This is a genomic window from Bradyrhizobium sp. GW821-FHT12B03 (assembly GCF_058807535.1).
The window spans coordinates 804817-830820 of the sequence record NZ_JBXAQU010000001.1 but is presented as its reverse complement, the minus strand read 5'-3'; the positions used below and the strand labels follow the sequence as shown (position 1 = coordinate 830820).

Here is a 26004-nt window from a genome sequence, read left to right as displayed (position 1 = left end):
TTGAGAGCCCTCGACCAAGCTGCTAACGGCTATTCAGGTGTTTCGAGGCAACGATTCAGGTCAAGCGTGGCATGGCAGCCGACAAGGGAACGAGAGCAAGCGCCGCGGACATTGCGCGCAACTGGCGGCTGGAAGGCGGTATCGGATTTCTCCTTCGCTTGCTCGAGGCTCGCTATGACGTGCTCTACCAGAACCTGACGGGCCAGAGCGATATCACCCCGCGACAGTTCGGCGTGCTGATCGCGCTTTACCAGGACGGCCCGCTTACCCCGTCGGCACTCGCGGACCGTATCAGCAGCGATCGCAATACCCTGAGTGAGATGCTCAAGCGAATGACGGCCCGGAAGCTGATCTCGAAGCGGAGCAATTCGGAAGACCGACGCTCCATTCAGGTGCAGATCACCGCCAAGGGCGAGGAAGCCCTTTTGGGCGTCGTGCCAGCCGCGTCCGAACTTCAGAACACCTTGCTGGCACCCTTGAGCAGGGAGGATCGCGCGCATTTTCTAGAATGCTTGCTGGCGATCGCAAAATCCTCCTCCACCAAGAGCTCATCCTCGGACCATTGATTTCTATCGTCCCGAATAGCGCACCGGCAGGCGCTTCAATCCGCCCAGGAAAGAGGTTTCGGTCCAGGCCGGTTTGCCCGCAAGCTCGACTCGATCGACGCGGCTGAGAAGCTCGCTAAAAAAGGCGACGATCTCAGCTTTGGCAAAGTGCCGGCCGATACACGCATGAATGCCAACACCATAGCCGAGATGCCGGTTAGGCGAACGATCGGGAATGAACTCGAAGGGGCGATCGAAGGCTTCTTCGTCGCGGTTGCCGGAGGGATAGCTGATGAGGATGCTGTCCCCTGTCCTGATTGTCTTGCCGCGAATTTCGTAGTCGACGGCAGCCGTGCGGAAGAAGTGCTTGACCGGAGACACCCAGCGCACCATTTCATAGGCGATGGTGGCGTCGATCAGATCCGTGCCCTGCTGCATGTCCGGATCGCCGCCGCCGAAATAAGCCTGCGTGATCTTCAGCAGGCGCGCTTCATCCTCTCGCGGCAATCCGAGAATCGTCATGAGGACTCTCAGCGGATAGTAAATCGAGATTTCGTCATGCATTGTCCAATGCGATGTCGAGCATCCTGTTCCCCCCAGTGATTATGTCTCATGCAACACTCCCGGTCTCGCAGATGGGTAGTACCCCTATCGCCTAATCCTTGCCGCTTCCGAACGCACCGGCTTCGGCAAGCCCTGCAATCGCGATCGCGGACAGACCGAGGACCCGCGACAGCACCTCATCGCGATGAGCACCGATGGCGGGAATGTCACGCCGGATCGATGTCGGCGCGCCCGACATTTTCCAGGGTGCGTTGACGCCCATGAACTCTCCGGCCGCATCCGCGATCGTGGCGAACGCGCCGCGTTGCTGGAGATGCGGATCGGTCAAGGCCGCACCGGGATCGCGGTACTCGGCGCTGGGGACGCCGGCTTTGTCGAGCGCAGCCATGCATTCGCGCACCGTGTGTTGCTCGGTCCATTTCTCGATAACCCGCATCATTGCTGTCCAATTCGCGCCGCGTCCCGGCACGCTCTTGAATCGTGGGTCATTGGCAAGTTCACTCTGCCCCGTCACTTCGCAAAGGGCCGCAAAATTCCGCGGCGTGATCGGCGCAATAAGAATATCGCCATCGCGGGCCCGCACCGGGCCGTAGGTGGCGCGGGACGAGGCAATCGGAAATTGCGCCTCCTGCAATTCATAGACGAGCAGATTGAGCATGCAGTCCATCAAGGCAACGTCGATCCGCTGCCCCATCCCGGTCCGCGTACGCTGAACCAGTGCCGTTTGAATGGCCGAGTAGCCGAAGATACCGCCAAGAACGTCCGCGACGAAAATCGCGCCAGCGGCCGGCCGATCGCGATCGCCGGCATACCGCATCAAGGAGCGGTCGAAGCCGCTCTCGGCGTGCACGATCATGGCATAGGCCGCACGTTCGGCCGCCGGCCCCGATTGCCCGTAGCCGGAGATCGAGCAATAGACGAGGCGCGGATTGATCGCGCGCAGCGCATCGTAGCCGAGGCCGAGGCGCTCCATCACACCGGGTCGGAAGTTCTCGACCAGAATGTCGGCTTCCTTGACCAGTTGATACACCAGCTTGATTGCATCGGCGCTCTTCAAGTCGAGGGCAAGGCTGCGCTTTCCGGCATTGAGCTGACCGAAGTAGGTGCTGTGGCCGTCGCGCAGCGGTGTTCGCAACCGCATGTCGTCGCCCTCCGGCGGCTCGATCTTGATCACTTCGGCACCGACATCGGCAAGCAGTCGCGCACAGTAGGGACCGGCCAGCATGATAGAAAAGTCGAGCACGCGCATGCCTTCCAGTGGCCGGCTTGCGGTTTGCGAGTCAGGCATGCGGTCGCTCCTATCTGGGCAGCCCAAGCGCGCGTTGCGCGATGAGACTGCGCTGGATTTCGTTCGTGCCAATGCTGATGACCCACATCAGCGAGTGACGCAGGTTCTGCTCGAACCGGCCATTGTCGATCGTCCCCGGCATTTGCTCGGACAAGGTGGCGCGCATGCCTAGAATGTCGAGCGCGGCCTCGCCGAAACGCTCCATCAGTTCGCCGGAAAACACCTTGCTGATCGCACCATATTCCGGCGGCGTCACGCCGTCCGTCGCAAGGTCCGCGCAATGCATCATCAGCAGTCGCCCGACTTCGATTTCGGCTGCAAGCGTCGCCACTCTGTCGCGGACGATGGGATCATCGCCGAGCGCCCTCCCCGCAACGTCCTTCGTCATGACGTGCCGTCGCAATCGATCAAAGGCATGAGCGACCTTCAGGACGATGCCGCCGCCGACCAGCCCGCGCTCGAAAGCCAGCGCCCCGGTCAGTACCTTCCAGCCGCCATTGACCTCGCCGACGATGTTTTCGAGGGGGATGCGGACATCGTCATAAAAGATGTTGGCAAAGGAGCCGTCATACATCGTCTTCGCCGGCCGGACCGTGATTCCCTCCGCATCCATCGGCACGATGAACATGCTGATGCCGGCGTGCGGCGGCTTCGCATCCCTATCCGTTCGCGCCGCGAGGAACATGTATTTGCCCCACCACGTCGTGGTCCAGATCTTCTGGCCGTTGATCACCCAATGATCGCCGTCGCGCACCGCGCTGGTGCGCAATGCCGCGAGATCGGAGCCCGCCTCGGGCTCGCTGTACCCCATGCCATGCATGGCCTCGCCGCGGAGAATTTCGGGCAAATATCGCTGTTGCTGCGCGGGCGTTCCAAACATCATCAGCGCGTTGGCCTGGATCGCAGCACCGATGCGCGGCGCTTCGCCCCGCTCCATCGTCTCCATCAAGGCGATCTGTTCGCGTGGCGAGCGCGCCTGACCATCAAACGCCCTGGGCCAGCCGAGACCGATCCAGCCGGTGTTGCCGATGTCGCGCGCGAATTCCGCGTCGAACTCGCGCTTGGAGAACGGCCTGCCGTCGAATGCAGCCTTGCGGTCTCCCGACCAGTTCTGCTCGAGCCATTGCCGAACCTGCTTGCGCAGATCGTTGCCTGCAGGCCCGAGGTCATATTCGGGCAAGCCCGAGCTATTGGGATCCAGCAATGACGACGCCAGCGACAGCTTCGCGTGCGGCGATCCGCCCAATGCGATCATATCGAGATGGACGCGCTTGAAATGCAACGAGGCCTCGTGCTCGTCGGCATAACCGATGGCCCCGAAGGCGTGGTGGGTCTCCAGCGAGACGCGCCGCAGAGCGTCGCTCGCAAAAACAACCGCACAATCGGTGAAGTGACGCCAATTGAGATCGCCTAGGTCATGCAGCTTGGCCGCATGTTCGACGATGAGACGCACGCCTTCCAGTGCAATGAGGCCGTCCGCGAGCTTGTGCTGGATCGCCTGGAACCGCCCGATCGGCTGACCGAATTGGCGGCGCTCCTTAGCGTAGTCGGTCGCCAGTTCGAACGCCCGGCGCGCCGCGCCGTGGGCACGCGCCGTCAGAGCCAGCTTTCCCCTGAGCACGAGGTCATCGAGGATACCGTCGTCCACGGAAATGCGGATGACGGGCGCTGAGGCCAATCGGACCTCATAATAGCCCCAGGCGCCCATCGCTCGCGTCGGTACAATTTCGACGCCTGCGGCATCCAGTGCGACAAGTCCCATCGCCGACCGGTCGATTGCGACCAGCAGATGCGTGCAACTTCCCGCTGCCTCGACGAACCGAAGCGATCCGATCGCTCGGTCATCCCTGACACTGATTGAGCCGACTCCCGGATCGGGATCGAATCCCCCGAATGACAAAGCTATCCGGGCCGAACCGGCGTGCAGCTCCCTCAGAAGAGAGACGGCCGCTGCGGACTCCGACGTCGAGAGCGCAACATTCGCGAGCGCCGCGGCCAACATCGGGGCCGGGCACGCGGCCCGGCCGAGCTCAGCGAGCACGACCGCAACCTCGCGAAGCCCGCCTTCATCGGGATTGCTGCCGAGGCCGGCAACGCCCTGTCCCACGAGCTTGGTCCAGATCGCCGCAACCTCACGCGGCGACGGTCCGGTCCTGATGCAGTCGGCATTCCAATGTTCGCTGAGGAATCCGCGCACGGATTCCCGGAGCATCTCCGTAATGTCGTCGGCCGGGAGCTCTGCTGCGTCCATGGAACCGACTAGCCCTTGCCAAATTTGGGCTTGCGCTTTTCCTTGAACGACATTGTCGCCTCCTTGTGGTCGGCGGTTTCGAACGTCACCTGCTCGAGCGCCATCGAGGCCTCGAGCAGCATGTTCACCCGATCCTTGAGGATCTGATTGATCGACAGCTTGGTCCAGCGGATCGCCCAGGTCGGACCGTTCGCGAGCTCGATCGCGATCTCACGGGCTTTTGCCAGCACCTCGTTGCGCGGCGCGATATGATTGACCAGCCCGATCCGCTCGGCTTCCTTTCCCTTCAAGAGAGTGCCGCGAATGAGGAATTCCTTGGCCTTGTTGATGCCGACGAGCAGCGGCCAGATCACAGTGCCACCGTCGCCTGCAACCAGGCCGACGCGCGACACATGCGTATCACCAATGCGCGCATCTTCGGCCATCACGGTGATATCGCACAACAGCGCATGGGTCGCCGCAAGGCCAATCGCGTCGCCATTGATGGCGGCGATGATCGGCTTGTCGAGATCGAGCTGACGGGTAACCCCGCGGCGGCTGATCATGGGGTCGTGAACCTCCCCCTCCTCCAGGACATCGCCGCCCGGCCGTTCGGACATTGCCTTGACGTCGCCGCCCACGCTGAAGAATTCACCCGCGCCGGTCAGGATGACGACGTTGACGGCGTGATCGTCTCCCAGATCGTCCCAGATCGTGCGGAGTTCGCGGATCAGCTTTTGATTGATCGCATTGCGCGCCTGGGGCCGGTTCAACGTCACGGTCGCGACCTTGTCGGCGACTTCGACGGTCAGGCATTCATATTTGCTATAGTGGGACACCATTTCCTCCGTTCCTATTCTTGTTCAGCACCCTTGTCGGGCGCAGGCTTCTCACCGCCTCATGCCGGGCTGCATCTCCGCGAGCGCGACTTGAAGCGACATTGCGCCGGGATCCTGCTCCAGCATGCGCTGCACGGCCTCGAGGTGACTGCGCATCAAGCGCGTTGCGGACGAGGCATTTCGTTCGCGAAGCGCCGTCAAGAACTTCCGACGCCGTTCGGACAGCCCCGCCATCGCAACACCGCTCGACGCCACCTTGGCATAGACGAAGCGCATGTGAATCTCGGTGACGGAATCCATGATGATGGCGATCACCTTGTTTCCGGTCGCCGCTGCGAGAATTTTGTAAAACTCCCGCGAACATTCGACCCGGTCTAGCAACCGGCCCTCCGCGGTCGCGATATCCGTACGCTCGATATTGGCCTCCAGCGCCGCGAAATCGGCCTGCCGCGCGTTCCCGCATGCCAAACCCACGACAAGATCCAGAACGTGGATCCGCGCCTCCGATAGTTCGCGCACCGAGATCGTGCCGAGGCTCAGCATGTCCTGCATCACCACGTTCATTCGGCTGGTGTCGCCCGACTGAATGAAAGCACCTCCCTTGACGCCCTTCTGCAATCGAAGCACGCCGGCCATTTCAAGGCTGCGAAGAGCCTCTCTCAGCACGTTGCGGCTGACGCCAAGCTGCTGCGCGAGATCGCGCTCGGGCGGCAATTTGTCGCCCGGCTTGAGAACCCCGAGCGCCAGCTGCTCGCGAATTCGCTCGCAGATCTCCTCGAAGGCGCGGCGCGTGTGAATAGGCCGGAACGTCAATGGAGCGGGCGCGCCCGCCGCACGGTGATCGGATGCCCGCTCCCGTCGCTTCAGCGACGGCGATCGGGGGGTGACGGGTGCGCGGGGGCTTGACTTGGACGACATGCAGTGAACTATTAAATGGATCACCCATTCAATGGAAGCCCCTTTTTGGGCTTTCAGACAAAAAACAATCCGGGGTACTCCATGAGCTTTACCGAGGAGCAGATCGCCTTCCGTGACAACATCAGCAGGATGGCGGCCAGGCACGTGGCGCCGATTGCAGCCGAGATCGACGAGACCGACCGGTTTCCGCTCGAGATCGTAAAGCTGTTCGGCGAGATGGGGCTGATGCAGCTCTGGGTCCCGGAGCAATATGGCGGGCCGAACGGCAACCTGACCCTGGCCTGCATCGCGCGCGAGGAAATCGCAAAGTTTTCGCCGGCCTGCGCCTCAATCGCCTGCCTCAACACTATGTTCATCATGCCGCTGATCCACTTCGGTTCGGAAGAGCAGCGGAAGAAATATTTGCCGATCATCGCAAAAGGCGGCGTCGTAACAGCGATCGCGATTTCTGAGCCGCAGGCCGGCTCCGACGTCACCGCAATCAATACCCGGGCCAAGAGGGACGGCGACTGCTACGTACTCAATGGCCGCAAGCAGTGGTGCAGTTACGGTGTGGCAGCCGACTACATCGTGGTGTTCGCGCGCACCAGCGACAGTCCGGGCGCAGACGGCATCAGCGCCTTTATCGTCGAGCCGAAGGCCATGCCGGGGATCAGCTTCGGGCGCCATGAGCGCAAGATGGGCTTTCGCGGCGCACCGAACACGCCGATCTTCTTCGACAACGTCCGGGTGCCGGTCGAAAATCTGGTCGGCGAGGAAGGCAAGGGGTTCCGCGCATCGATGCGAGCCCTCGACCTTAATCGCCCCACCATCGGCGCTCAATCCGTTGGACTGGCTCAGGGCGCCCTCGATGTCAGCGTTGCCTATGCGAAAGAGCGCAAACAGTTCAAGAAATCGATCTCCGAATTTCAGGGTGTGCAGTTCATGCTGGCCGATATGGCCATGCAGATCGAGGCAGCACGCGCGCTCGTCTATGAATGCGCGCGCGCCGGCGACGCCGGCGATTGGAAGCGTCTGAACGTCCTTGCCAGCATGGCCAAATGCGTCGGCAGCGACATGGCCATGAAGGTGACAACCGATGCCGTGCAGATCTTCGGCGGCTACGGTTATACGATGGACTATCCGGTCGAACGCATGATGCGCGATGCCAAACTGACCCAGATTTTTGAGGGCACCAACCAGATCCAGAGGATGGTCATCGCCCGCGAGCTTCTACGATAAGAGCTACAAAAAAATAACATTGGGAGGAGACGTCTTGAACAGCAGAATTTGTGGAATTCTGGGCATCATTGCGGCATCAGCAGCGCTCGCGTCGACGCCGGCCCCTGCGCAAAAGGCCTACGGTCCGGGAGCCAGCGACACTGAGATCAAGCTCGGGCAATCGACGCCGCTCAGTGGCCCGGCGTCGGCATTCGGTGCCGGCGCAGGACGCGCCGTCGTCGGCTATTTTGAGATGATCAACGAACAGGGCGGCGTCAACGGGCGCAAGATCAGCTTTACGCAGCTTGACAATGCCTACAGCGCGCCGAAGGCGGTGGAGCAGTCGCGCAGGCTCATTGAGGACGTCGGCGTCCTCGCCGAGGTCGGCACCATTGGCACGGTCCCGAACGTCGCAATTCAGAAATATCTGAACTCAAAGCAAGTTCCCCAGCTCTTCATCACTGCCGGCGGACGTCGTTTCAACGATCCAAAGACGTTCCCCTGGACGGTGCCCCTCTATCCGGATTTCGAGACCGAAGGCAGGGTCATCGCAAAATACATACTGAACGGCAAGCCGGATGCGAAGATTGGCGTCCTGTTCCAAAATGACGATTACGGGCGGGACTACGTCAAGGGATTGCGTGCCGGCCTGGGATCGAAGGCATCGCAGATCGTCGCCGCGGTCTCTTATGAACTGGCCGACCCGACGATCGATTCCCAGATCGTTCAGCTCAAGGCGGCGGGCGTCGATACGCTGATCGAACAATCCTCGGCCAAGGCCGCGGCCCAGTCCATCCGCAAGGTGCATGAACTCAACTGGGATCCTCTCCACGTCATCGGCGGCTCAACGGCATCGGTCGAAACTGTCCTGAAGCCGGCAGGCCTCGACGCATCGAAGGGACTGGTCACCACGCAGTTTCTCAAGCAGCCCGGCGATCCCGCCTGGGCGGACGATGAGGAAATGAAGACGTACAAGGCGTTCCTGAAGAAGTACGCGCCATCGGCCAATCCCGACGACTACTCGGTTCTGGTCGCCTACATGAATGTGAACGCCCTGACCACGGTTTTGAAGAAGTGCGGGGACGAACTGACCAGGGAGAACCTCATCAGCCAGGCGACCTCCCTTCACGGCACGCGAATGCCGCTGATGCTGCCCGGCGTCTCCATCAGTACGGCGCCCGGCGACTACACGCCGTTCAAGATTCTTCGCATTGCCAAATTCGATGGAACGAGCTGGACACTCACGGGCGATCCGGTGTCGGCGGAGTAGCGCAGCGTCCCTGATGGCGATAGCCCGTGTCAGGCCTCCGCCATCGCACCAACCGCCCTGAGTGCGTCGATCTCGTCCCGCGGAATGCCCCAGTCGGTGAGCACCTCCCTGCTGTCGCGCCCCGGCGCCGGTGGCGGTCGACGTAGGTCGGACCGCGTGCGGGAGAAGCGCGGTGCCGGGCTCGGGTGGCGTAGCCCATCGAAATTGGCATAGAGGTTTCGCGCCTGCATCTGGGGATGCGCAGGTGCCTCATCGACCGTCAAGACCGGTGCAAGACAGACGTCGTGCCCCATGGCGAGCGCGACCCATTCGTCACGGGTTCGTCCGGCGAATATCCTGGCGAAGCGTTCGCGCATTTGCGGCCATGCCGACCGATCGTTCTGGGCCGGCAGACCCTCCCCGCCGAGACCCATCACCTCGAGCAGGTTGACGTAGAAGTGCGGCTCGATCGCTCCAACCGCAATGAACTTGCCGTCGCTGGTCGCGTAGCTTCGATAGAACGGCGCGCCGCCGTCGACGATGTTGTCCGACCGGCGCTCGGTCCAGCTTCCCTGCTGACGGAAGGCCTGAAAGGCCGACATCAGATGCGTCACCCCGTCGATCATGGCGACATCTATCGTCTGCCCTTGCCCGGATCGCTGCGCCTCCATGGCGGCCGAAAGCAGTCCAACGGTCAAGTAAAGCGCTCCGCCGCCGAGGTCCGCAACGAGATTGAGCGGAGGCGGAGGCGGGCGGTCGGCATCGCCCAGACAATGCAGCGCCCCGGTCAACGCCAGGTAGTTGATGTCGTGCCCCGCTTCCTGCGCCAGCGGGCCGTCCTGCCCCCATCCCGTCATGCGCGCGTAGACCAGACGCGGATTCGCGGCGTGGCAGACCTCAGGGTCAAGACCCAGCCGTTCCATCACCGAAGGACGGAACCCTTCAATCAGCGCGTCCGCCTGCGCCACGAGTTTCAACACCGTCGCGATCGCCTGCGGCTGCTTGAGATCGAGCGCAACCGAGCGCTTGTTGCGATTGTAGAAGTCGAACTGCGCCGGCAGGTCCGGTTCGACGCCCGGCTTCGCAATACGATCGATGCGGACAACATCGGCCCCGAGATCGCCGAGCAGCGCGCCCGCAAACGGCGCCGGGCCGATCCCGCCCATTTCGACGACACGAAAACCTTCCAGGGGGCCGGTCACGACGAACTCTCCTCTTCATAGATATCAGGGAACTTCAGCTCAAGGTTGCCGAGCTGCATTCGTGACCAAACAACCTCAACGGTGAAAACGCACGGCGTCATCGATCGTTGCCCGGTCGACGCGCGCAGCATTGGCCCTGACGTCGCGGTCTTCATAGCCAAACGAAATACCGAACAGCAGCCTGTAATGGTCGGGAATCCCAAGGTGCGCGCGAGCGATGTCGGGAAACAGGCCGAGCGCCCCTTGCGCGCAGGATGCGATTCCGCGCGCGGTGAGCGCCAGCATCAGGGTCTGTGCATACATGCCGATATCGGCCGCCTCGCGCGTGTCGAAGGGCTCCGGCATGAAGATGAGGACCGCGTGGGGGGCATCGAAGAAGGCATGATTGCGGATATAGGCCAGCTTCCGTCCGACCGTGTCGTTCCGCGCGACGCCCATCGCGCCATAAAGAGCCTGCGCCGCACCGACCTGCCGCTCGCGATAGACCCCGGTGAACTTGCCGTCGGCCGGCCAGTCCGGCTTGATCGGCTCGTCACGCATCCCCGCCGAGACGAGCGCCTCGCGGAGGCGCTTGAGCTTGTCTCCCGACACGACATGCGGCGTCCATGGCTGCACATTGCAGTTCGACGGCGCGCATTGCGCAAGGGCAAACACCTCCCGCAGCGTCGCTTCGGGCACTTCACGCGCCAGGAAGCCGCGCACGGACCGGCGGAGACGGATGGCCTCGTCGACGCTCATGGCAGAGCGCTCCATTACGGTCATGCCTCGCTCCCGATCAATGCCATCCCGCGCGTCGCATAGGCGCGCGCGAGGCGGCGGCCCACCTTCGCGGCATCGGGCAAAACGTTGTTACCGAGATCCCCGCGCGCCGCCACGCCAGCGCTTCCGACCGCACCTCGGAACATCGCAAAGACCTGGTGGAACACGGTCAGGCGTTCGGCCGCTTCGGCGCATTCGTAATAGCGATCGAGATAATCGCGCTCGCTCGGGATTCCCATGTCATCGAGCGGCAGTCCGAGCAGCCCTCCGTTCTCGTCCGGCGCCATGCGCCAGGCCTGGCCGTTGAAGGCGAGATCGACGAGGGGATGGCCGAGCGTCGACAATTCCCAATCCAGCACACCGATCACGCGCGGCTCGGACGGGTGGAACACAAGATTCGCCATGCGGAAATCACCATGGCACAGCGCAAGGGTCTCGCTCGTCGGCACTCGCTCGGATAGCCAGCGCACCATCTGGTCCAGTGCGGGGTTGTCGTCGTCACCGCGCCGGTACTCCGCCCACAATTTGGACCAGCGATTGAGCTGCCGTGCAAAATAATTTCCGGGCTTGCCGAAGTCCCCGAGCCCCACGGCCCGATAGTCGAGCTTATGAGTGGCGGCGAGCACGGCACACATCGAGCGATAGCATGACGCCCGCTCATCGCATGCAAGACCGGGCAACGCGTAGTCGTAGAATACGCGCCCATCGAGCCATTCCATGAGATAGAAGGGTGTTCCCAGCACGGCCCGATCCTCGCAATAGCGATACGGCTTCGGCGTCGGGACGGCGCTACCCTGGAGCGCCGTCAGCACCCGGTATTCGCGATCGATGGCATGGGCTGACGGCATCAGCACGTCGTTCGGCTGCTTGCGCAGCACCGCACGCCAATCGCCCCGCGTCACGAAGTAGGTTGGGTTCGACATTCCGCCGCTGGTACGCCTCACGCACACCGCGACGTCGCCGCCGAGCCAATCCTTCAGGTAGGCCTCGAGCCGACGAACGTCGAAATCAACATCGCCATCGCTCGTCTGCGCACCCATCACGGTCAGCTCGCGCTCTTGCCGCTGAAACCGAACAGGTACTGCGCGACGCGGCGCATCTGCACCTCCTCCGTTCCTTCGGTGATGCGATAGCGGCGATGATGGCGATAAATGTGCTCGAACGGCAATGCGCGGCTATAACCCATGCCGCCGTGCACCTGCATGGCGCGATCCGCCGCCTCGCAGCACAGCCGGTTGGCGCGGAAATTACAAATCGAAACCATGTCGCTGATGGACAGCGGATTCTGGCGATCCATCTGCCAGGCTGTGCGGAAGATAAAGTTGCGAACCATCTGGTAGTCCGCCCAGAGCTCGACCAGGGGAAACTGAACGGCCTGCTTCTTGGCCAGTGGCTCGCCGAAGGCCACGCGCGACCTCGCGTATTTGACCGCTTCCTGGATGCAATAGCGCGCGGCGCCCGCACTGGCCGCGGCTTGACGGATCCTGTTCTCATGCACGAAGCGTTGTGCGACGACGAGGCCTTCGCCTTCCCGGTGCAGGATCGCGCTGTCGGGCACCCGCACATTGACGAGTTCCGTCTCCGCGTGATCGCTGGGCATGTTGAAGGTCCAGTGATTGTAGAGGATGTTGTGGCCGGACGTGTCGGTCGGCACAATGAATGCAGTGATGCCCTTGGCCTCGCCCGGCTTGCCCGAGGTACGGGCAAACACCAGATTGGCATGCGCACGTGCCACCTGGCTGTTCCATCGCTTGCGGCCGTTGATGACCCAATCGCCGCCGTCGCGCACGCCGGTGGTCTCGAGCCAGGTCGCGTCGCTGCCGTGCCCGGGCTCGGTCAGACCGAAGGAAAGGTGCTTCTTCCCCGTGATGATGCCCTCGATATAGGTCTTCTGCTCCTCGGTCCCATAGTCGGCGAGCGCCGGGACGATCGGAAAATTGCCGACGATGGAGGATTCATCTTGCAGATCGTTATGCAGACCCAGTCCGCGGGCAGCCAAATGTTCGCGGATCGCCGCAATCGCGAGGTTCGAGGCGCCCTGACCGCCGCACGATCTGGGCAGGCCGTAGCGCAGATGCCCGGCCTTGTCGGCAAGGCGCTCCATTTCACCAATCAGCGCGCGCCATTCATCGCGGGGGCGGCCGTCGTTGTCCCAGTCGGTGCGGGCGTTCTCACGACGATGGTCGAAGAACTGCTTATGATCGCGCTCGAGCGGCTTGATCTCCGCCTCGATGAACGCGTCAAGTTCGGCGAGCTTGTCGGTGATCTCCTTCGGCAGTTCGAAATCCACGGCGCTTCTCCTGTTCTTATTATTTTGAAGAGCCGGATTGCTAGAGTGCGATCCGGCCATAGGGATGGGTGCTGCTGACGCCGCCATCGACGGACAGCAATTGACCATCCACGTATGAGGAATCGTCGCTGGCCAGGAATGCCGCGGCAGCCGCGATCTCCTCGGAACGCCCCGGACGCTTCAGAGGCGTCACGTGCCCGAGCTTGGATTCGACGCCGCGCGCACGGGCGTCCTCGAACACCTTGCGGGTCAGCTGGGTCTCGACAAGCCCCGGCAGCACCGCATTGACGCGCACACCGGTCCCGGCGAAGGCGTTGGCCGCCGTCTGCGCGAGATTGTTCACGGCCGCCTTGCTCGCGCTGTAGGAGATCGCGCCGGCGTTGGCGCGCAGCGATGCGGCTGATGAGGTCAGAATGATCGAGCCGTAACCCTGCGTGGTCATGTGACGGCCGGCATATTTGATGGCGAGAAAGCAACTAATCGTGTTGATCCGGTAGACCTCGGACCATTCTTCCACCGTCTGTTCCAGCAGCGGCGTGTTGGTCCCGGTGACGCCGATATTGGCGAAGAATATCTCCATCCCGCCAAACTCCGAGAGGCAGCGAGATACGATCGCGGCGACGTTCTCCTCGATCGAGGCGTCCGTGATCAGGGCGGATGCAACGCCGCCCTCGCTCCGGATGGCCGCAGCGGTCTCCTCGGCATTACCCGCCCGGCCGACCACGAGGACAGCCGCGCCTTCGCGCGCGAAACGAATGGCGCTGGCACGACCGATGCCGCTTCCGCCGCCGGTGACGACCGCGCGCTTGCCCTCGAGCCGCTTCATGCGCCTTCTCCTATCTGGCAGGAATCGTCCAACCGCCGTCAGCGGTGATGACCGCACCCTGGACGTAACTCGCGTCATCGCTCGCAAGGAACGCTGCGAGCGCGGCGATCTCTTCCGGAGCGCCGAAGCGGCCGGCCGGCATCTCGGCCTGCCGCGCCGCAATCGTCGCTTCATCGAACTGCGCGATGGAAGCAGGTGTTCCGATCATGCCCGGCGCGACCACATTGACGCGGATTTTCTTTGCGCTCAGCTCGATGGCAGACGCCCGCGACAGACCGACGACGCCGGCCTTCAGCGCGGAATAGGCAATCGAGTCCTTGGCGGGATGAAACGCCGATACCGAGCTGAGATTCACGATCGATCCACCGCCGCGACGCTCCATTTGCGGAGCCACGGCCTGCGTGGCCCAGATCAGGCCGTGCAGGCCGACCGCGAACATCCGCTCGACCGTGCCAAGCTCGATCTGCTGCAATGGTTCAAAGCGCGCCCACACGGCATTGTTGACGAGGACCGCCGCGGGTGCGTCGAATTCACGCTCGACGCGCGCAAAGAGCTCGTGAACCTGATCGCGCTTGCCGATATCCACCTCGTATCCCCTCGCCTCGAACCCCATGTCCTTCAGCTGGCTGACCGCGGGCTCCAGCCGTCGCGCGCTGACATCGACACAGGCAAGGCGTCCGCCCTCGCGGCCAAATCGCTCCGCGATCGAAAGACCGATCCCGCGCGCCGCGCCGGTGACGACACAGACCCGGTCCTTGAGACGGGCGTTCATGCGCTGGCCTTCTGTGCCGGTTCGGCGAATGCCTTGGCGATCTCGCGCAGCTGATACTTCTGGACCTTGCCGGCCGGCGTCTTCGGCAGATCGGTGACGATTTCGACACGCTCCGGCCAGTATTGCTTGGCGACCTTGTGCTCGGCCAGGTGAGCCTGCACGCCCGCCAGATCGAGCTTCTGATCCGGACGCAGCATGATGAAGGCACAGGCCCGCTCTCCAAGACGCGGATCCGGATAGCCGACGATTGCGACCGAAAGCACGGCCGGATGCCTGAACAGCAGATTCTCGATGTCGAAGACCGGAACGTTCTCGCCACCGCGGATGATGATGTCCTTGATGCGGCCGTCGATCCGGATATAGCCCTCGTCGTCCATGTAGGCCATGTCGCCGGTGTCAAACCATCCGTCCGCGTCGAACGGCTCCATGTCCTCGCGCTTGTAGTAGCCAAGGAACATCTGCGCGCCGCGGACCTTGAGCAGGCCCTTCTCTCCAACCGACGCCGGCGATCCGTCCATGCGAACCACTTTGACCGCCACGCCCTCCACCGGGCGCCCATCCGTCTTGGACGATTTCTCCAGCGCCCGCTCCGGCTCGGTCAGTGTGCTCGACAGCGATTCCGTCATGCCCCAGAGCGAGCAAACCTTGAGGTCCAGCTCGCGATAGGCGCGATCAATCAGTGCTGGCGGGATCGGCGCGCCCGCGCACAGGAACTTGCGCAATTGGGCCGGCTTGGGCACGCCGGCTGCGACCGCCTCGCACATGTCGGCAAGGAACGTAGCTGCACCGGCGGAATAGGTGACGCCTTCCCTGGCCATGATCGAGACCCCGCGCTTGGGCTCCCAGATGTCCTGAAAAATCACGGTCGCGCCAATTTTCAAACCGAGCAGCATGCCGGCCGCAAAGCCGGTCATGTGGCCGAGCGGCGAGCAAACGAGCATCGTATCGCTTGCGTCGAGGCCAAATCGTCCGGCAAGCGCGATGCAACAGCCCATCAGCGTATTCAGGCAATGCATGACGCCCTTGGGCGAACCCGTCGTACCCGAGGTGAACATCAGAACGGCCATTTCATCGGCGGGAAGCGCGCCGAGCTCGCCGACTGGCGGCGGACCGAGACGCTCGCTGCCGGACAGCAGGGCCTGATCGAAGCTTGCAGGCCCCTCGCCATCGACGACGATGACGTGCTTGAGCCTCGGCAGCCCCGGCTGCAGCGAGCGGGCCATGACCTCATGATCGAATCCGCGAAACAATTTCGGAACAACCAGGAGCTTCGTCTCGGCAAAGCCCAGCATGTAGGCGAGCTCGTGCTCGCGGAAGATCGGCATCAGCGGATTGACGACCGCCCCGACGCGAAAGGCCGCGAGCGCAATGACGGCAAATTCCCACCAGTTCGGCAACTGGACCGACACGACGTCCCCCTGGCCGATACCAAGACGGCGCAGCGCGGCGGCCACACGCGAAATCAGATCCCCGAGCTCCGCATAGGTGAGACGCTTCGGCTCGGTCCGGTCGGCGCGATCCGCCATCAGCGCCAGCTTCTCTGGCGTTGCGGCGATCGTCTGTTGCAGGAACTCGTCGAAGCTCTTGTCGACCCAAAATCCGCTCGCTCGCATCGCGCGCGCATGCGCCACGGGATCGAAACGATGCTCGCTCATGACGTCGCCTCCATGACGATTGATCGCGCACTTGACGGCGCTTTAGTGCGCTAGTGTATTATATTGGAAATGGACTGCAATACCTAAATGGACCGGTCCACGCTGGCTTCGAAGAACGCCTTCTTCTCAATTTCGTGTGCTAGTGCATTAATTATACCGAACCAACAAGGGAGGTCGCAATGAAGGCGGCGGTTCTGGAACGGCGAGGGATCGATGGCGTGACCTGGCGGGATTTTCCGGATCCCGTGCCGGCTCCGGGGGAGTCCGTGCTCAGGGTCGCGGCCTCCTCTGTCAATCGCGTCGATCTCTACATGCGCGACAACGGCAACGGGATCACCCATGCGTTTCCGCAGGTGATGGGGGTCGAAGCCGCCGGCGAGATCGTCGAGGCCGCTCCCGGTACCGGACTGAGACCAGGCATGAAGGCTGTCCTTTTCTCCGAGGCCTATTGTGGTAGATGCCGCTACTGCCAGGCAGGCGACCAGCCGCTCTGCGAGAATGTGAAGATCATGGGCGAGCATCGGCATGGCGGCTTTGCCGACTACATTGCCATGCCCAGCACCTGCTTCTTTCCCCTCCCCGACAACGCTGATCTGCCGGCCGCAGGTGCCCTGATGACGGGCCATCTGACGGCCTGGCGGATGCTGTTCGGCAAACGGGCGCTGCAACCCGGCGAAACTGTCTTGATCGTCGGTATTGGCGGAGGCGTGGCCGTTGCCTGCCTCCAATTGGCGAAAATCGTGGGCGCTCGCGTCTTCGTCACCTCCTCCAGCGACGAGAAAATCGCCAGGGCGAAAGCGCTAGGCGCAGACGGCGGCGTCAATTACCGGCACGATCGGGTTTCCGCTGCCGTCCAGGAGATGAGCGGTGGCGGTGTCGACATGGTGATCGACAGCGTCGGCGAAGCGAGCTGGGGCGAATCCCTGCGTTCGTTGCGTCGTGGCGGGCGGCTCATCACCTGTGGCGCCACGACCGGCTCCAATCCGCCGGCCGATCTGCAACGCGTGTTCATTCGCCAGCTCGAAATCTACGGCTCGACCGGCGGCAGCGTCAGCGAATTCCGCCAATTGCTCGATGTCTTCAATCGCGGCATGGTCAGGCCCGTGATCGATTCATCGTTTGCAATGGCCGATGTCGGCTCGGCCCTCGCGCGCCTCGCCTCCGGCGCACAGTTCGGCAAAGTGTCGCTCATGGCCTAACCTCATTGCACAGAAACGGTCACATCTTGCAGGCGGGATCCACTGGAGGAATGATGTCCTGCCCCGGCTCGAGCTTCTTGATCTGGTAACCGGGCTTTCCGTCCGGCCCGATTGCGATCTGACTGATCGCCATCCGCCGCGCGGTCTGATGATCGCCCGCCCGAACTTCGACATCCCCGAGAACCGTTTCAATCTTCAGGCCTGACAGCGCGGCGCGGACCGCGTTGATATCGGTCGAATTGGCCTTCCGAAGCGCGGCAGCCATGAGCTCGATCGCCGCGTATTGGTCAGCACTGGTGTAAGGCGGCAGTTCGCCGTTGTATTTTTCCTTGTAGGCTTTCACGAAAGCCTCGGCTTGGGCGCCGGGAAAACCGGCGACGAATCCGATATTCTGATAGACGCCCAGCACCGTCTCGCCTTGCGCGGGCAGCGTTTGCGGGATCACGAAGGAATTGCCCAGCACCATCTTGTACTTCTTGAACAGGCCGAATTGCTGCTGCTGCTTGGCAAGATTGATAGCGTCGCTGCCAAAGATCGTCACGAATAGACCGTCGGCCGGATCCGCGCCGAGCTCCGAAATCTTCGCACCGAAATCCGGCGTGCCGGAAGGGGAGAACAAGGTCTTGCCGATGGTTCCGCCTTGCGAGGTCACCAAGACCTTGAACTTGTCCGCGGAGTCACGCCCGGCTGCGTAGTCGACGGCGATGATGTCCCATTTCTTGATGCCTTGATCCTTCAGGAACTCCCTGAAGGCGCCCATGATCATCGAGTCATTTGCATTGACCCGGAAGAAGTTTGGCGAACAGTTCTTTCCGGTCAAACCGTCGGCATTGGCCATCACCTCCAGCATCAGGACTTTCAGCGCGGGAAGCTTGGCCTGCAGCGCCGGCGTGACGGCCGACGTGTCCATGCCGGTGATGAACATCGCGCCGTCCTTCTGGACAGCGCGGGTGGCGCCGTCCACTGCGGTGTCGGGCGTGCCCGGATAGGAAATGAAGGTCGCCTCCAGCTTCTTACCGGCGGCTCCGCCGGCAGCGTTGATCTGTTCGATCGCAAGGTTGACCGCTTTGACCTGAGTGTCCTTCAGCCCGGCGAGCGGTCCACTGTCGATCAGCAGAACACCAATCTTGACGGTGTCTTCAGCCAAGGCTGCCGTCGTAACTGCGATAGACATTGCGGCGCCGATCGTCACCGCGCACAACGCGCCCAATGCTGGACCGATGGACGATATCTTCATCTCTCACTCCCCTCCGCCTTTTCAGATGCTCGGCTATACGGCCATCAAGGCCTGGTTCTCCGGCTCACCGATGGAGCCGATGGCGCCTGCCCCGACGACTTCTCCCTTCGCCAGGATCACGAATCGATCCGTCGCACGCTTGACGAGACTCAAGTGCTGCTCGACCACGAGCACGCCGGTGCCGGCACCGCGAATGCGGTTGAGCGTCTCGACCAATCCGTCGATCAGCACCGGTGAAAGACCTTCCGACGGCTCATCGAGAAGGATGAGACTGGGATTGGCCATCAAGGCACGGCCGATCGCCAGCATCTGCTGCTGACCACCGCTCAGCATGGTACCGAGCCGGTCGGCGCGCTCCTCCAGCACCGGGAAAAGATCGAAGATGGTCTTCAGCCTCCAGTGCCCTGCCCTGCCCGTCGCCCTGCCAAGCAGCAGGTTCTCCTTGACTGTGAGGTTCGGGAGGATGCGCCGTCCCTGCGGCGCGATGGATAGACCCAGCTTGGCCGCCATGTAGCCCGGCAAGCCATCGATCCGACGGTCATGCACCCAGATGGCACCCGAGACGATGTTGGTCTCGCGAAAGACCGACAGCAATAACGTCGACTTTCCGGCACCATTGCGGCCGACCAGGGCAACCGATTCCCCTTCTTCGACGGAGAGATCGATGCCGCGCAGCACGGTCGATGCGCCATAGCCGGCAAACAGGGATTCGATCCGCAATGCGCTCATGCCGCGGTCCCCAGATACGCCGCGATGACCCGATGATCGGTCCGGATGGCTTCGGGCACGCCTGTCGCCAGGTGCCGGCCAAGATCGAGCACGGTCACCATGCCGCAACAGGCGAACACCGCATCGACATCGTGCTCGACCACGATGGCCGAGATCTTGCGCTCGCGCACGAGGTCGCGGACGTGCTCGAACAGGCGCAGCGTCTCCGTGGCAGACAGGCCGGCGCCCGGCTCGTCCATCAACAGAAGGCGTGGCCGCCCGATTAAGGCCAGCGCCACATCGACCCGCCGCTGCACGCCATAGGCAATGCGCCCCGCCTTCTGGCCGAGATAGCCGCCGAGGTCCATGACCTCGATTACGTCGTCGAGCCGATCGTCGCCGAGATGTCGCGCAACCAGCTGGAGCTGTTCGTGGACGGTGAGGTCCTGGAAGATGCTGGTGCGCTGGAACGATCGTGACATGCCCTGACAACGACGCCAGCTGATCGAACGTCGCGTGATATCCTCGCCGCAGTAGCGAACGCGTCCCGCGGTCGGGCGCCGGCGGCCGCAGATCGCATCGAGCAGCGTGGACTTTCCGGCACCGTTTGGTCCAATGACGCCGTGAAGCAGGCCATCGCCGCGCACATCGAGGTCGACATCCGTCAGCGCCCGCACCGAACCATAGCTCACCGACAGCCTCTCGATTGTGAGCATGTCAGGGGGCCTCCCCGCGCCAGCCAAGCAGTCGTAACGCGCTCGACAGCCCGCCGACGACGCCGCGCGGAAATACGACGATGAACACGACAATGGCGATCCCGGTCAGGAGCTGCGTCAGCCCGCGTGCCCCGAATTCATCCTGCGCAAAGGAGAAGATGAGCCCGCCCAGGATCGGCCCGAGCGCCCCGGAGATGCCTCCCATCAGTGCTGCAACCAAAGCGTTGGTGCTGACCGAAAGGCCAAGGCTCTCGGGCGAGACGAAACCGGCGTTGAGGACATGCAGGAAGCCGGCGATCGCGGCCACGACATTGACAAGCACATATCCGATCAGTCGCGGCACGAAGGTGTTGAAACCGGAGAAACGCATGCGCTCGTCGTTCTCCCGTATCGCACGAAGGATCGCGCCGAGACGGGAGCGCGCGATGATCCAGAACGCCACGCCGACAAGGACGGCCACGATCCAGGCCATTGTCCAGAACCGCGCCGGATCGGCGAAGTCCGCGACGTCGATACCCAGGATCGAACCCTTCATGCGGACAACCAGCCCGTCGGCGCCCCCGGTATAGTCGCGCAATCCCTCGAGCAGGACGGCATGGCTGAGCATCTCGCCGGCTGCGAGCGTCAACATCATGAAAGCGAGCGGATTGGTCCGCACGATCAATGCTCCCAGCACGGTCGCGTAAGCGATGATGATCAGGAACGCGGTGCACAACGCCACCGTCGGTGTCAGATCCCATTCGCTCATGCCAATCGCAAACAGATATCCGGCCCCGCCATAAATGCTGGCCGCGCCGAGCGCGACCAGCCCTGCCTGGCTCATCAGGAAGGCGACGCTGAGCGCGAGCATGCCCAGCAGCAAACCTTCGCTGCCGAGGCGAAGCACGAAGTCGCTGGCAAGGTATGTCGGGACAAGGGCGCCGGCCCCGAGCCCGGTTGCGCCGGCGACAATCGCGAACCACACGCGCGAGATATGGCTGCCGAACATCCCGGTCGCAGTCCCGTGCAAGTCACCGGTCATCGTGCCATTGCTCAACTCAGAACCCTCCCGCGTCCGATGCCGCCGGGCGCGACGAGCAGCACGACCATCAGCAGGATGTAGGGAACGAGCGCCGCAAGGTTGGGCAGAAAGACCGATCCCGCCACCTGAACGAAACCGAACAGCAACGCGGCAACGATCGCCCCCCCAATGCTGCCGGTACCGCCGATCACCACAATGATCAGGCAGTTCACGATCATCGCGACGTCCATCCCCGGATCGATCGACAGATAAGGCCCGGCCAACACGCCGGCGATCCCGGCGAAGGCGGTGCTGAGGCTGGTGACGAGCAGGCTCAGGCGATCGGCATCGATGCCCATCATCCGTGCCACCGATGGATCCTGGCTCACAGCGCGGACATACAGTCCGGACGGCGTATACCGGAGCCAAACTGCAAGCAGCGCGCACGAGCCAAGCCCCATCACGATCAGAAAGAGGCGATAGACGGGATAGGAGAGGTTCAGGACGGTAATCGAGCCGGAAAGGATTTTTGGCGCATCCACGCTGCGCGCCTCGCCGCCGTAAAAATAGATGATGACCTGCCCAAGGATGATGCCCAACCCCAGGGTAACCAGCGCCACCTCGATATGCGACCTTCTCTGCAGCGGCCGCAGCGCCAGGTATTCGAACGCGATGCCGAGAAGCGCGAGCAGGATCGGAACGACAAGCAGCGCCAGCCAGAACCCGCCGACAAGGGCGATGGTGTAGCCGAGATAGGCGCCAAACATATAGATCGCGCCGTGGCCGAAATTGATGACGTCGCGCAGGCCGTAGATCAGAGCGAGTCCGCTCGACAGCATGATCAGCAGCGAGGCGAGTGCCAGCGAATTCGCGATCAGCAGTGCGATCACGACAGCGCTCCCCTGCCACGCTGCATCGCACGACGGCACGCAGCCATCCGGTGCACCGCCAATCCGCGCGCCTGACCTCGCAAACGGCCCTCCCGCCATTGCCCGGCGTCCGCCGCCGATATTCAAATCGGGCGCAACGCCAGCCTGCAGCATTTCCCCGTCCTGCCGGACGATTTCGGGTTCGATGCCCGATTAGTACACTGGCTTATCATATACTGATGTTTGCCGCAAACCTTAATCGAGCTGGCGTGCTGCGGCATCGTGCGCCCCCGAGCATCCCGCTTCCATGATCGCCTTGACGAAACTCGTACGCACCGCAACGATATTTCAGAACTTCGGCGGGCGCGGCCGCTTACGCGCCTTGCCGGGCAACGTCGGGAGCACCTGCGATGAATTTGGATCACGTCGTCTCGCGGCACTTCGCGCCGATCCATCAATCCTACGATTGGCGTGATTGCGCCCTGTATGCGCTCGGGCTCAGCATTGGCGACGATCCGCTGGACGAGGACGAATTGGCCTACGTCTACGAGGGCCGCGATCAGCGGGTGGTGCCCAGCATGTGCGTGACGCTCGGCTGGCCGCCGCTCTGGATCGCTGAACCGCAGACCGGGATCGCCTGGACCAAGGCGCTGCACGGGGAGCAACGATTCACGCTGCATCGCCCCCTCGCCGTCAGCGGATCTGTCCGGGCCGAGCATCGAGTCAGCGCCATCGATGACAAGGGGCCGGGACGAGGCGCGCTGGTCTATTTTGATACCGAGCTGTTTGACGCGGTTAGCGGCGAACGATTGGCCAGCCTGCGCGCGACGGAATTCCTGCGTGGCGACGGTGGCTGTGGCAGCTACGGTACGTCACCTGGACAAATCACAGGGATCCGCGCCGATGCAAGACCGAGCGCCGCGATCACATACCGCACGCCGCAGCAGGCGGCGCTACTGTATCGCCTTGTCAGCAGGGATTATATGCCGATCCACGCCGACCCTATCGTGGCCCGCGAAGCCGGCTTTGACCGGCCGATCTCGCACGGCTTGAACACGATGGGTCTGGCCTGCCGCGCGATCCTGAAGCGCCACGCACCGGGACATCCCGAGCGGATCGGCGCAATGGCGGTGCGGTTTGTCTCGCCAGCCTTCCCCGGCGACACCATTCGGATCGAGCTGTTCGAGGACGGCGAGACCGTTCGCTTCAGAGCGTGGGCGGTCGAGCGGCAAATGATGGTGCTCGATCGCGGCGAATGCCGGTTTGTAGCAACCTGAAGCGTCGCGTCGGCTCAGGGAGCCGATCAGCTGCGAAGCGAATCCAGGTCAGCCATTGCGGTCGAGATCCGCTCCATCATAGCCAGCGTCGTTTCCTCCGATTGCATGTTCGGCAATAGCGGAGAGTGGCAAAGGGTGATGGTCCACATCAACAGCGCGTGCACCATCTGCTGCCGGTAATGTAGGAAGCTCCGGTCAAAGTCCGGCTTGGTGCCGGTCAAAGTGGCGAACCGGTCGAGATAGCGGAGCAGCAGATCCTTCTCCCACTTGCGGCGATCGTTGGGGGTGAGCGCCGCAGTCACGGCATAGGCAAAGTCTCGCGACCAATGGCCGCGCGCAAGGCATTGCCAGTCGCACAGACCCATCTTCCCCGCCCCCGTGCGATACCAGTTGCCGATATGCACATCGGAGTGGATCAATCCCTGCGGCTCGCTGTCGTGCACGGCAAGAGCCTGCACGGCAGCCGGCCAGACTGCATCGCGTTGCGCCAGGATACTCTCGGGAATGACGTGAGACGCAGCATCGAACGCCTTTCGGGTATAGTATTCGAGGCTCATCTTTTCTGCACCGATCGTGAACCAGCGCGGATAGCTCGCGACAAAGCGGTATTGCGTGGCGAGCTCAGCATCGCCGTGGAAACGCGCGTGCAATGAGGCAAGAACGTCGACCATATCCTCTGCCGTCTCGCGAGAGACGTAGGTCCGGTAGTTGCAAAACGTCGCCGATTTTGTTGCAACCATATCTTCAAGAAGAAGAATCGAGGCAAACGTCTGGCGGTCCGACGCGGCGTGATAACCGATCGGCGCTTCGATCTCGAGCTGCGGCCGCAGCTGCATGTAGAATCGGCCTTCGACCCGCGCAGTGCCGTTGAACCCGCCGATCATGCGCGTGACGACGCTCGGCAGCGACTTGGTGAACATCGACTTCGGCAGGCCTGCGCGCTGGCCGGCCTCGTTGTAGCTGACAAGCAGTTGATGGCGTTCGTGGGTCCCCGCGCTGGCCGGCTTGACGACGACTCCCGTCACGACGGCTTCAGGGACCTTCTGGCAGAGCACGGCCGTCAGCCACTCAGGCGTGATGGCGTCGGGCGAGCATGGAACATCCCCGAGCCGGCGCGCCTTCGGCCGAACCAGCCGCTCAAAGGCAACCCGTCCGCCAATCTTCAGCGCAGCCAGCGCCGTTGCGCCCGAAGCAGCCATGGTTCCTCCCTTCGCCGGCGGCAACCAGTCTCGATCGTGGCGCAGCCGATAATTAGTACACTTATGTACTATCTATAGCACAATCGAACTCGGGTTCAAGACGGCGCGTTGGTTTTCATGCGCCGCAATTTGGCAAAGCCGCGGCGTTGGGGCCGCTAATTTTCGGCGCGCGTCTATTTTCGTTTCCTGCAATATGATATACGAGTGTACTGATTTCGCGGCCGCGTGCGGCTGCACCAAAAAGAACGGCATGGGAGAAAACATGAGGATCGCGATACTGGCCGGCGTGTCGGCCCTTGTCCTCGGCGGCGCCGTCTTCAGCGCTCGAGCCGGTGAAAAGCAGTACGGCCCGGGTGTCACCGACACGGAAATCAAGATCGGCCAGACCATCCCCTACAGCGGGCCAGCCTCTGCCTTTTCGAGCTATGGCCGCGTCATGACCGGCTATTTTCAGATGTTGAACGAGAAGGGAGGCATCAACGGCAGGAAGGTGAACCTGATCTCGCAGGACAACGCGTTCAGCCCGCCAAAGGCGATCGAACAGACCCGCAAGCTGATCGACGACGACGGCGTCCTTGCCGAAGTGGGAACGGTCGGCACCGCACCCAACATCGCGGTCCAAAAGTACCTCAACCAGAACAAGGTGCCGCAGGTTTTCATTTCAGCCGGCGGTCGGCGCTTCAACGACCCGCACAATTTTCCGTGGACTGTCCCGTTCTATCCGGCGTTCGAGATGGAGGGCGCCACATTCGGCAAATTCATCGTCAAGACGATACCGAACGCAAAGATCGCGGTACTCTATCAGAACGACGACTACGGCAAGGACTACCTCACAGGCTTCAAGGCCGGCCTCGGCCCCGACAGCACGGCGAAGATCATCGCAGAGGCATCCTATGAGCTGAGCTATCCAACGGTCGATTCCGAAGTCCTCAAGCTCAAGGCCGCCGGCGCCGATACGATCGTCTATTTCGCAACGCCAAAATTTGCTGCGCAGGCGATCAAGAAAGCCAATGAGCTGAACTGGAAGCCAGCTCAGTTCCTGGCGAGCCCAGTCAACTCGATCCAGGGCGTTCTCACCCCCGCCGGACTCGAAAACGTCCAGGGCGCCTACACCACCCAGTTCACCAAGCAAGCCGGCGATCCGGCCTGGGCCGACGACCCGGACGTAAAGGACTACGTCGCCTTCATGAAGAGATGGGTACCGAACGACAGCCCGAACGATTTCATCGCCCTGTCCGGCTACATCAATGCGCAAGCGATCGCAAAGGGCCTCGAGCGATGCGGTGACAATCTGACACGTGAGAACCTGCTCGCCCAGGCAACGAGTTTCAACAAGGAGCGCGTCGGCATGCTGCTTCCGGGAATTGAGCTTACCAATTCAAAGGAGAACTACGCTCCCTACCACACCCTGCGCATGGCTATCTTCGAAAAGACATCTTGGAAGCTGCTCGAAGAGTAGCGC

24 protein-coding genes are annotated in these 26004 nt (G+C 62.5%); 6 read left to right on the top strand and 18 right to left on the bottom strand.

All coding sequences use genetic code 11. The features are described 5' to 3' along the window. Nucleotides 1-71 precede the first annotated feature (71 nt). On the top strand, nt 72-566 hold the full coding sequence (locus AC1RUR_RS04020; protein WP_492841512.1) for a MarR family winged helix-turn-helix transcriptional regulator: 495 nt from the start codon (nt 72-74) through the stop codon (nt 564-566). A 3-nt stretch (nt 567-569) separates the two neighbouring features. Here AC1RUR_RS04020 and AC1RUR_RS04015 read toward each other — a convergent pair whose 3' ends face one another. The 5 genes from AC1RUR_RS04015 to AC1RUR_RS03995 all read right to left on the bottom strand — a co-directional run bounded on the left by AC1RUR_RS04015 (nt 570) and on the right by AC1RUR_RS03995 (nt 6384). Beyond that, on the bottom strand, nt 570-1067 hold the full coding sequence (locus tag AC1RUR_RS04015; protein ID WP_492841510.1) for a cytochrome P450: 498 nt from the start codon (nt 1065-1067) through the stop codon (nt 570-572). Nucleotides 1068-1200: 133 nt separating this feature from the next. Further along, entirely contained in the window at nt 1201-2397 is a 1197-nt protein-coding gene (locus AC1RUR_RS04010) for a CaiB/BaiF CoA transferase family protein (RefSeq protein ID WP_492841508.1), read from the bottom strand. A gap of 10 nt (nt 2398-2407) precedes the next feature. Then, nucleotides 2408-4399 (bottom strand): acyl-CoA dehydrogenase family protein, encoded by a 1992-nt coding sequence (locus tag AC1RUR_RS04005; RefSeq protein WP_492841614.1) that lies wholly within the window; start codon nt 4397-4399, stop codon nt 2408-2410. A gap of 257 nt (nt 4400-4656) precedes the next feature. Further along, nucleotides 4657-5469 (bottom strand): enoyl-CoA hydratase/isomerase family protein, encoded by an 813-nt coding sequence (locus tag AC1RUR_RS04000; RefSeq protein ID WP_492841506.1) that lies wholly within the window; start codon nt 5467-5469, stop codon nt 4657-4659. A gap of 48 nt (nt 5470-5517) precedes the next feature. After that, nucleotides 5518-6384, bottom strand: coding sequence for a FadR/GntR family transcriptional regulator (locus AC1RUR_RS03995; RefSeq protein WP_492841612.1), 867 nt, complete (start codon nt 6382-6384; stop codon nt 5518-5520). A gap of 81 nt (nt 6385-6465) precedes the next feature. Between AC1RUR_RS03995 and AC1RUR_RS03990 the strand changes: the two genes are divergently transcribed. Then, on the top strand, nt 6466-7605 hold the full coding sequence (locus AC1RUR_RS03990) for an acyl-CoA dehydrogenase family protein (RefSeq protein WP_492841504.1): 1140 nt from the start codon (nt 6466-6468) through the stop codon (nt 7603-7605). Nucleotides 7606-7651: 46 nt separating this feature from the next. Continuing rightward, nucleotides 7652-8854 carry an ABC transporter substrate-binding protein gene (locus AC1RUR_RS03985; RefSeq protein ID WP_492841610.1) on the top strand — a complete coding sequence of 401 codons (1203 nt, stop codon included), beginning with the start codon at nt 7652-7654 and terminating at the stop codon, nt 8852-8854. A gap of 29 nt (nt 8855-8883) precedes the next feature. On the opposite strand, the gene AC1RUR_RS03980 is transcribed toward AC1RUR_RS03985, so the two are convergent. The 7 genes from AC1RUR_RS03980 to AC1RUR_RS03950 all read right to left on the bottom strand — a co-directional run bounded on the left by AC1RUR_RS03980 (nt 8884) and on the right by AC1RUR_RS03950 (nt 16337). Next, nucleotides 8884-10035, bottom strand: coding sequence for a CaiB/BaiF CoA transferase family protein (locus AC1RUR_RS03980; protein WP_492841502.1), 1152 nt, complete (start codon nt 10033-10035; stop codon nt 8884-8886). 75 nt (nt 10036-10110) lie between these two features. Then, nucleotides 10111-10773, bottom strand: a complete 663-nt coding sequence (locus AC1RUR_RS03975) for a nitroreductase (RefSeq protein WP_492841500.1) — start codon at nt 10771-10773, stop codon at nt 10111-10113. A 20-nt stretch (nt 10774-10793) separates the two neighbouring features. Further along, on the bottom strand, nt 10794-11834 hold the full coding sequence (locus AC1RUR_RS03970) for a phosphotransferase family protein (RefSeq protein ID WP_492841498.1): 1041 nt from the start codon (nt 11832-11834) through the stop codon (nt 10794-10796). 5 nt (nt 11835-11839) lie between these two features. After that, nucleotides 11840-13084 (bottom strand): acyl-CoA dehydrogenase family protein, encoded by a 1245-nt coding sequence (locus AC1RUR_RS03965; protein ID WP_492841608.1) that lies wholly within the window; start codon nt 13082-13084, stop codon nt 11840-11842. Between the two features lie 40 nt (nt 13085-13124). Further along, nucleotides 13125-13910, bottom strand: a complete 786-nt coding sequence (locus tag AC1RUR_RS03960; RefSeq protein ID WP_492841496.1) for an SDR family NAD(P)-dependent oxidoreductase — start codon at nt 13908-13910, stop codon at nt 13125-13127. Nucleotides 13911-13920: 10 nt separating this feature from the next. After that, entirely contained in the window at nt 13921-14682 is a 762-nt protein-coding gene (locus AC1RUR_RS03955) for an SDR family NAD(P)-dependent oxidoreductase (RefSeq protein WP_492841494.1), read from the bottom strand. Next, nucleotides 14679-16337, bottom strand: coding sequence for an AMP-binding protein (locus tag AC1RUR_RS03950; protein ID WP_492841492.1), 1659 nt, complete (start codon nt 16335-16337; stop codon nt 14679-14681). The genes AC1RUR_RS03955 and AC1RUR_RS03950 overlap by 4 nt, the downstream gene beginning before the upstream one ends. Nucleotides 16338-16516: 179 nt before the next feature. On the opposite strand from AC1RUR_RS03950, the gene AC1RUR_RS03945 reads away from it, so the two are divergent. Next, nucleotides 16517-17536 carry a zinc-binding dehydrogenase gene (locus tag AC1RUR_RS03945; RefSeq protein WP_492841490.1) on the top strand — a complete coding sequence of 340 codons (1020 nt, stop codon included), beginning with the start codon at nt 16517-16519 and terminating at the stop codon, nt 17534-17536. A 19-nt stretch (nt 17537-17555) separates the two neighbouring features. On the opposite strand, the gene AC1RUR_RS03940 is transcribed toward AC1RUR_RS03945, so the two are convergent. Genes AC1RUR_RS03940 through AC1RUR_RS03920 form a run of 5 tightly spaced genes read right to left on the bottom strand, consistent with a single transcriptional unit; the run spans nt 17556 to nt 22240 of the window. Then, nucleotides 17556-18773, bottom strand: a complete 1218-nt coding sequence (locus tag AC1RUR_RS03940; protein WP_492841488.1) for an ABC transporter substrate-binding protein — start codon at nt 18771-18773, stop codon at nt 17556-17558. A gap of 33 nt (nt 18774-18806) precedes the next feature. Beyond that, nucleotides 18807-19502, bottom strand: a complete 696-nt coding sequence (locus AC1RUR_RS03935; RefSeq protein ID WP_492841486.1) for an ABC transporter ATP-binding protein — start codon at nt 19500-19502, stop codon at nt 18807-18809. After that, the gene (locus AC1RUR_RS03930) at nt 19499-20197 is read right to left on the bottom strand and encodes an ABC transporter ATP-binding protein (protein ID WP_492841484.1); all 699 of its coding nucleotides are present in this window, start codon (nt 20195-20197) and stop codon (nt 19499-19501) included. The genes AC1RUR_RS03935 and AC1RUR_RS03930 overlap by 4 nt, the downstream gene beginning before the upstream one ends. Nucleotide 20198: 1 nt before the next feature. Then, nucleotides 20199-21218: a branched-chain amino acid ABC transporter permease gene (locus tag AC1RUR_RS03925; protein ID WP_492841483.1), complete on the bottom strand. Its 1020-nt coding sequence runs from the start codon at nt 21216-21218 to the stop codon at nt 20199-20201. A gap of 11 nt (nt 21219-21229) precedes the next feature. After that, nucleotides 21230-22240: a branched-chain amino acid ABC transporter permease gene (locus AC1RUR_RS03920; RefSeq protein WP_492841481.1), complete on the bottom strand. Its 1011-nt coding sequence runs from the start codon at nt 22238-22240 to the stop codon at nt 21230-21232. Nucleotides 22241-22476: 236 nt separating this feature from the next. Between AC1RUR_RS03920 and AC1RUR_RS03915 the strand changes: the two genes are divergently transcribed. After that, the gene (locus tag AC1RUR_RS03915; RefSeq protein WP_492841479.1) at nt 22477-23343 is read left to right on the top strand and encodes a MaoC/PaaZ C-terminal domain-containing protein; all 867 of its coding nucleotides are present in this window, start codon (nt 22477-22479) and stop codon (nt 23341-23343) included. Between the two features lie 26 nt (nt 23344-23369). Here the strand turns inward: AC1RUR_RS03915 and AC1RUR_RS03910 are convergent, their stop codons facing one another. Then, the gene (locus AC1RUR_RS03910; protein WP_492841477.1) at nt 23370-24542 is read right to left on the bottom strand and encodes a phosphotransferase; all 1173 of its coding nucleotides are present in this window, start codon (nt 24540-24542) and stop codon (nt 23370-23372) included. A 262-nt stretch (nt 24543-24804) separates the two neighbouring features. Between AC1RUR_RS03910 and AC1RUR_RS03905 the strand changes: the two genes are divergently transcribed. After that, nucleotides 24805-26001, top strand: coding sequence for an ABC transporter substrate-binding protein (locus tag AC1RUR_RS03905; RefSeq protein ID WP_492841475.1), 1197 nt, complete (start codon nt 24805-24807; stop codon nt 25999-26001). Nucleotides 26002-26004: the final 3 nt, after the last annotated feature.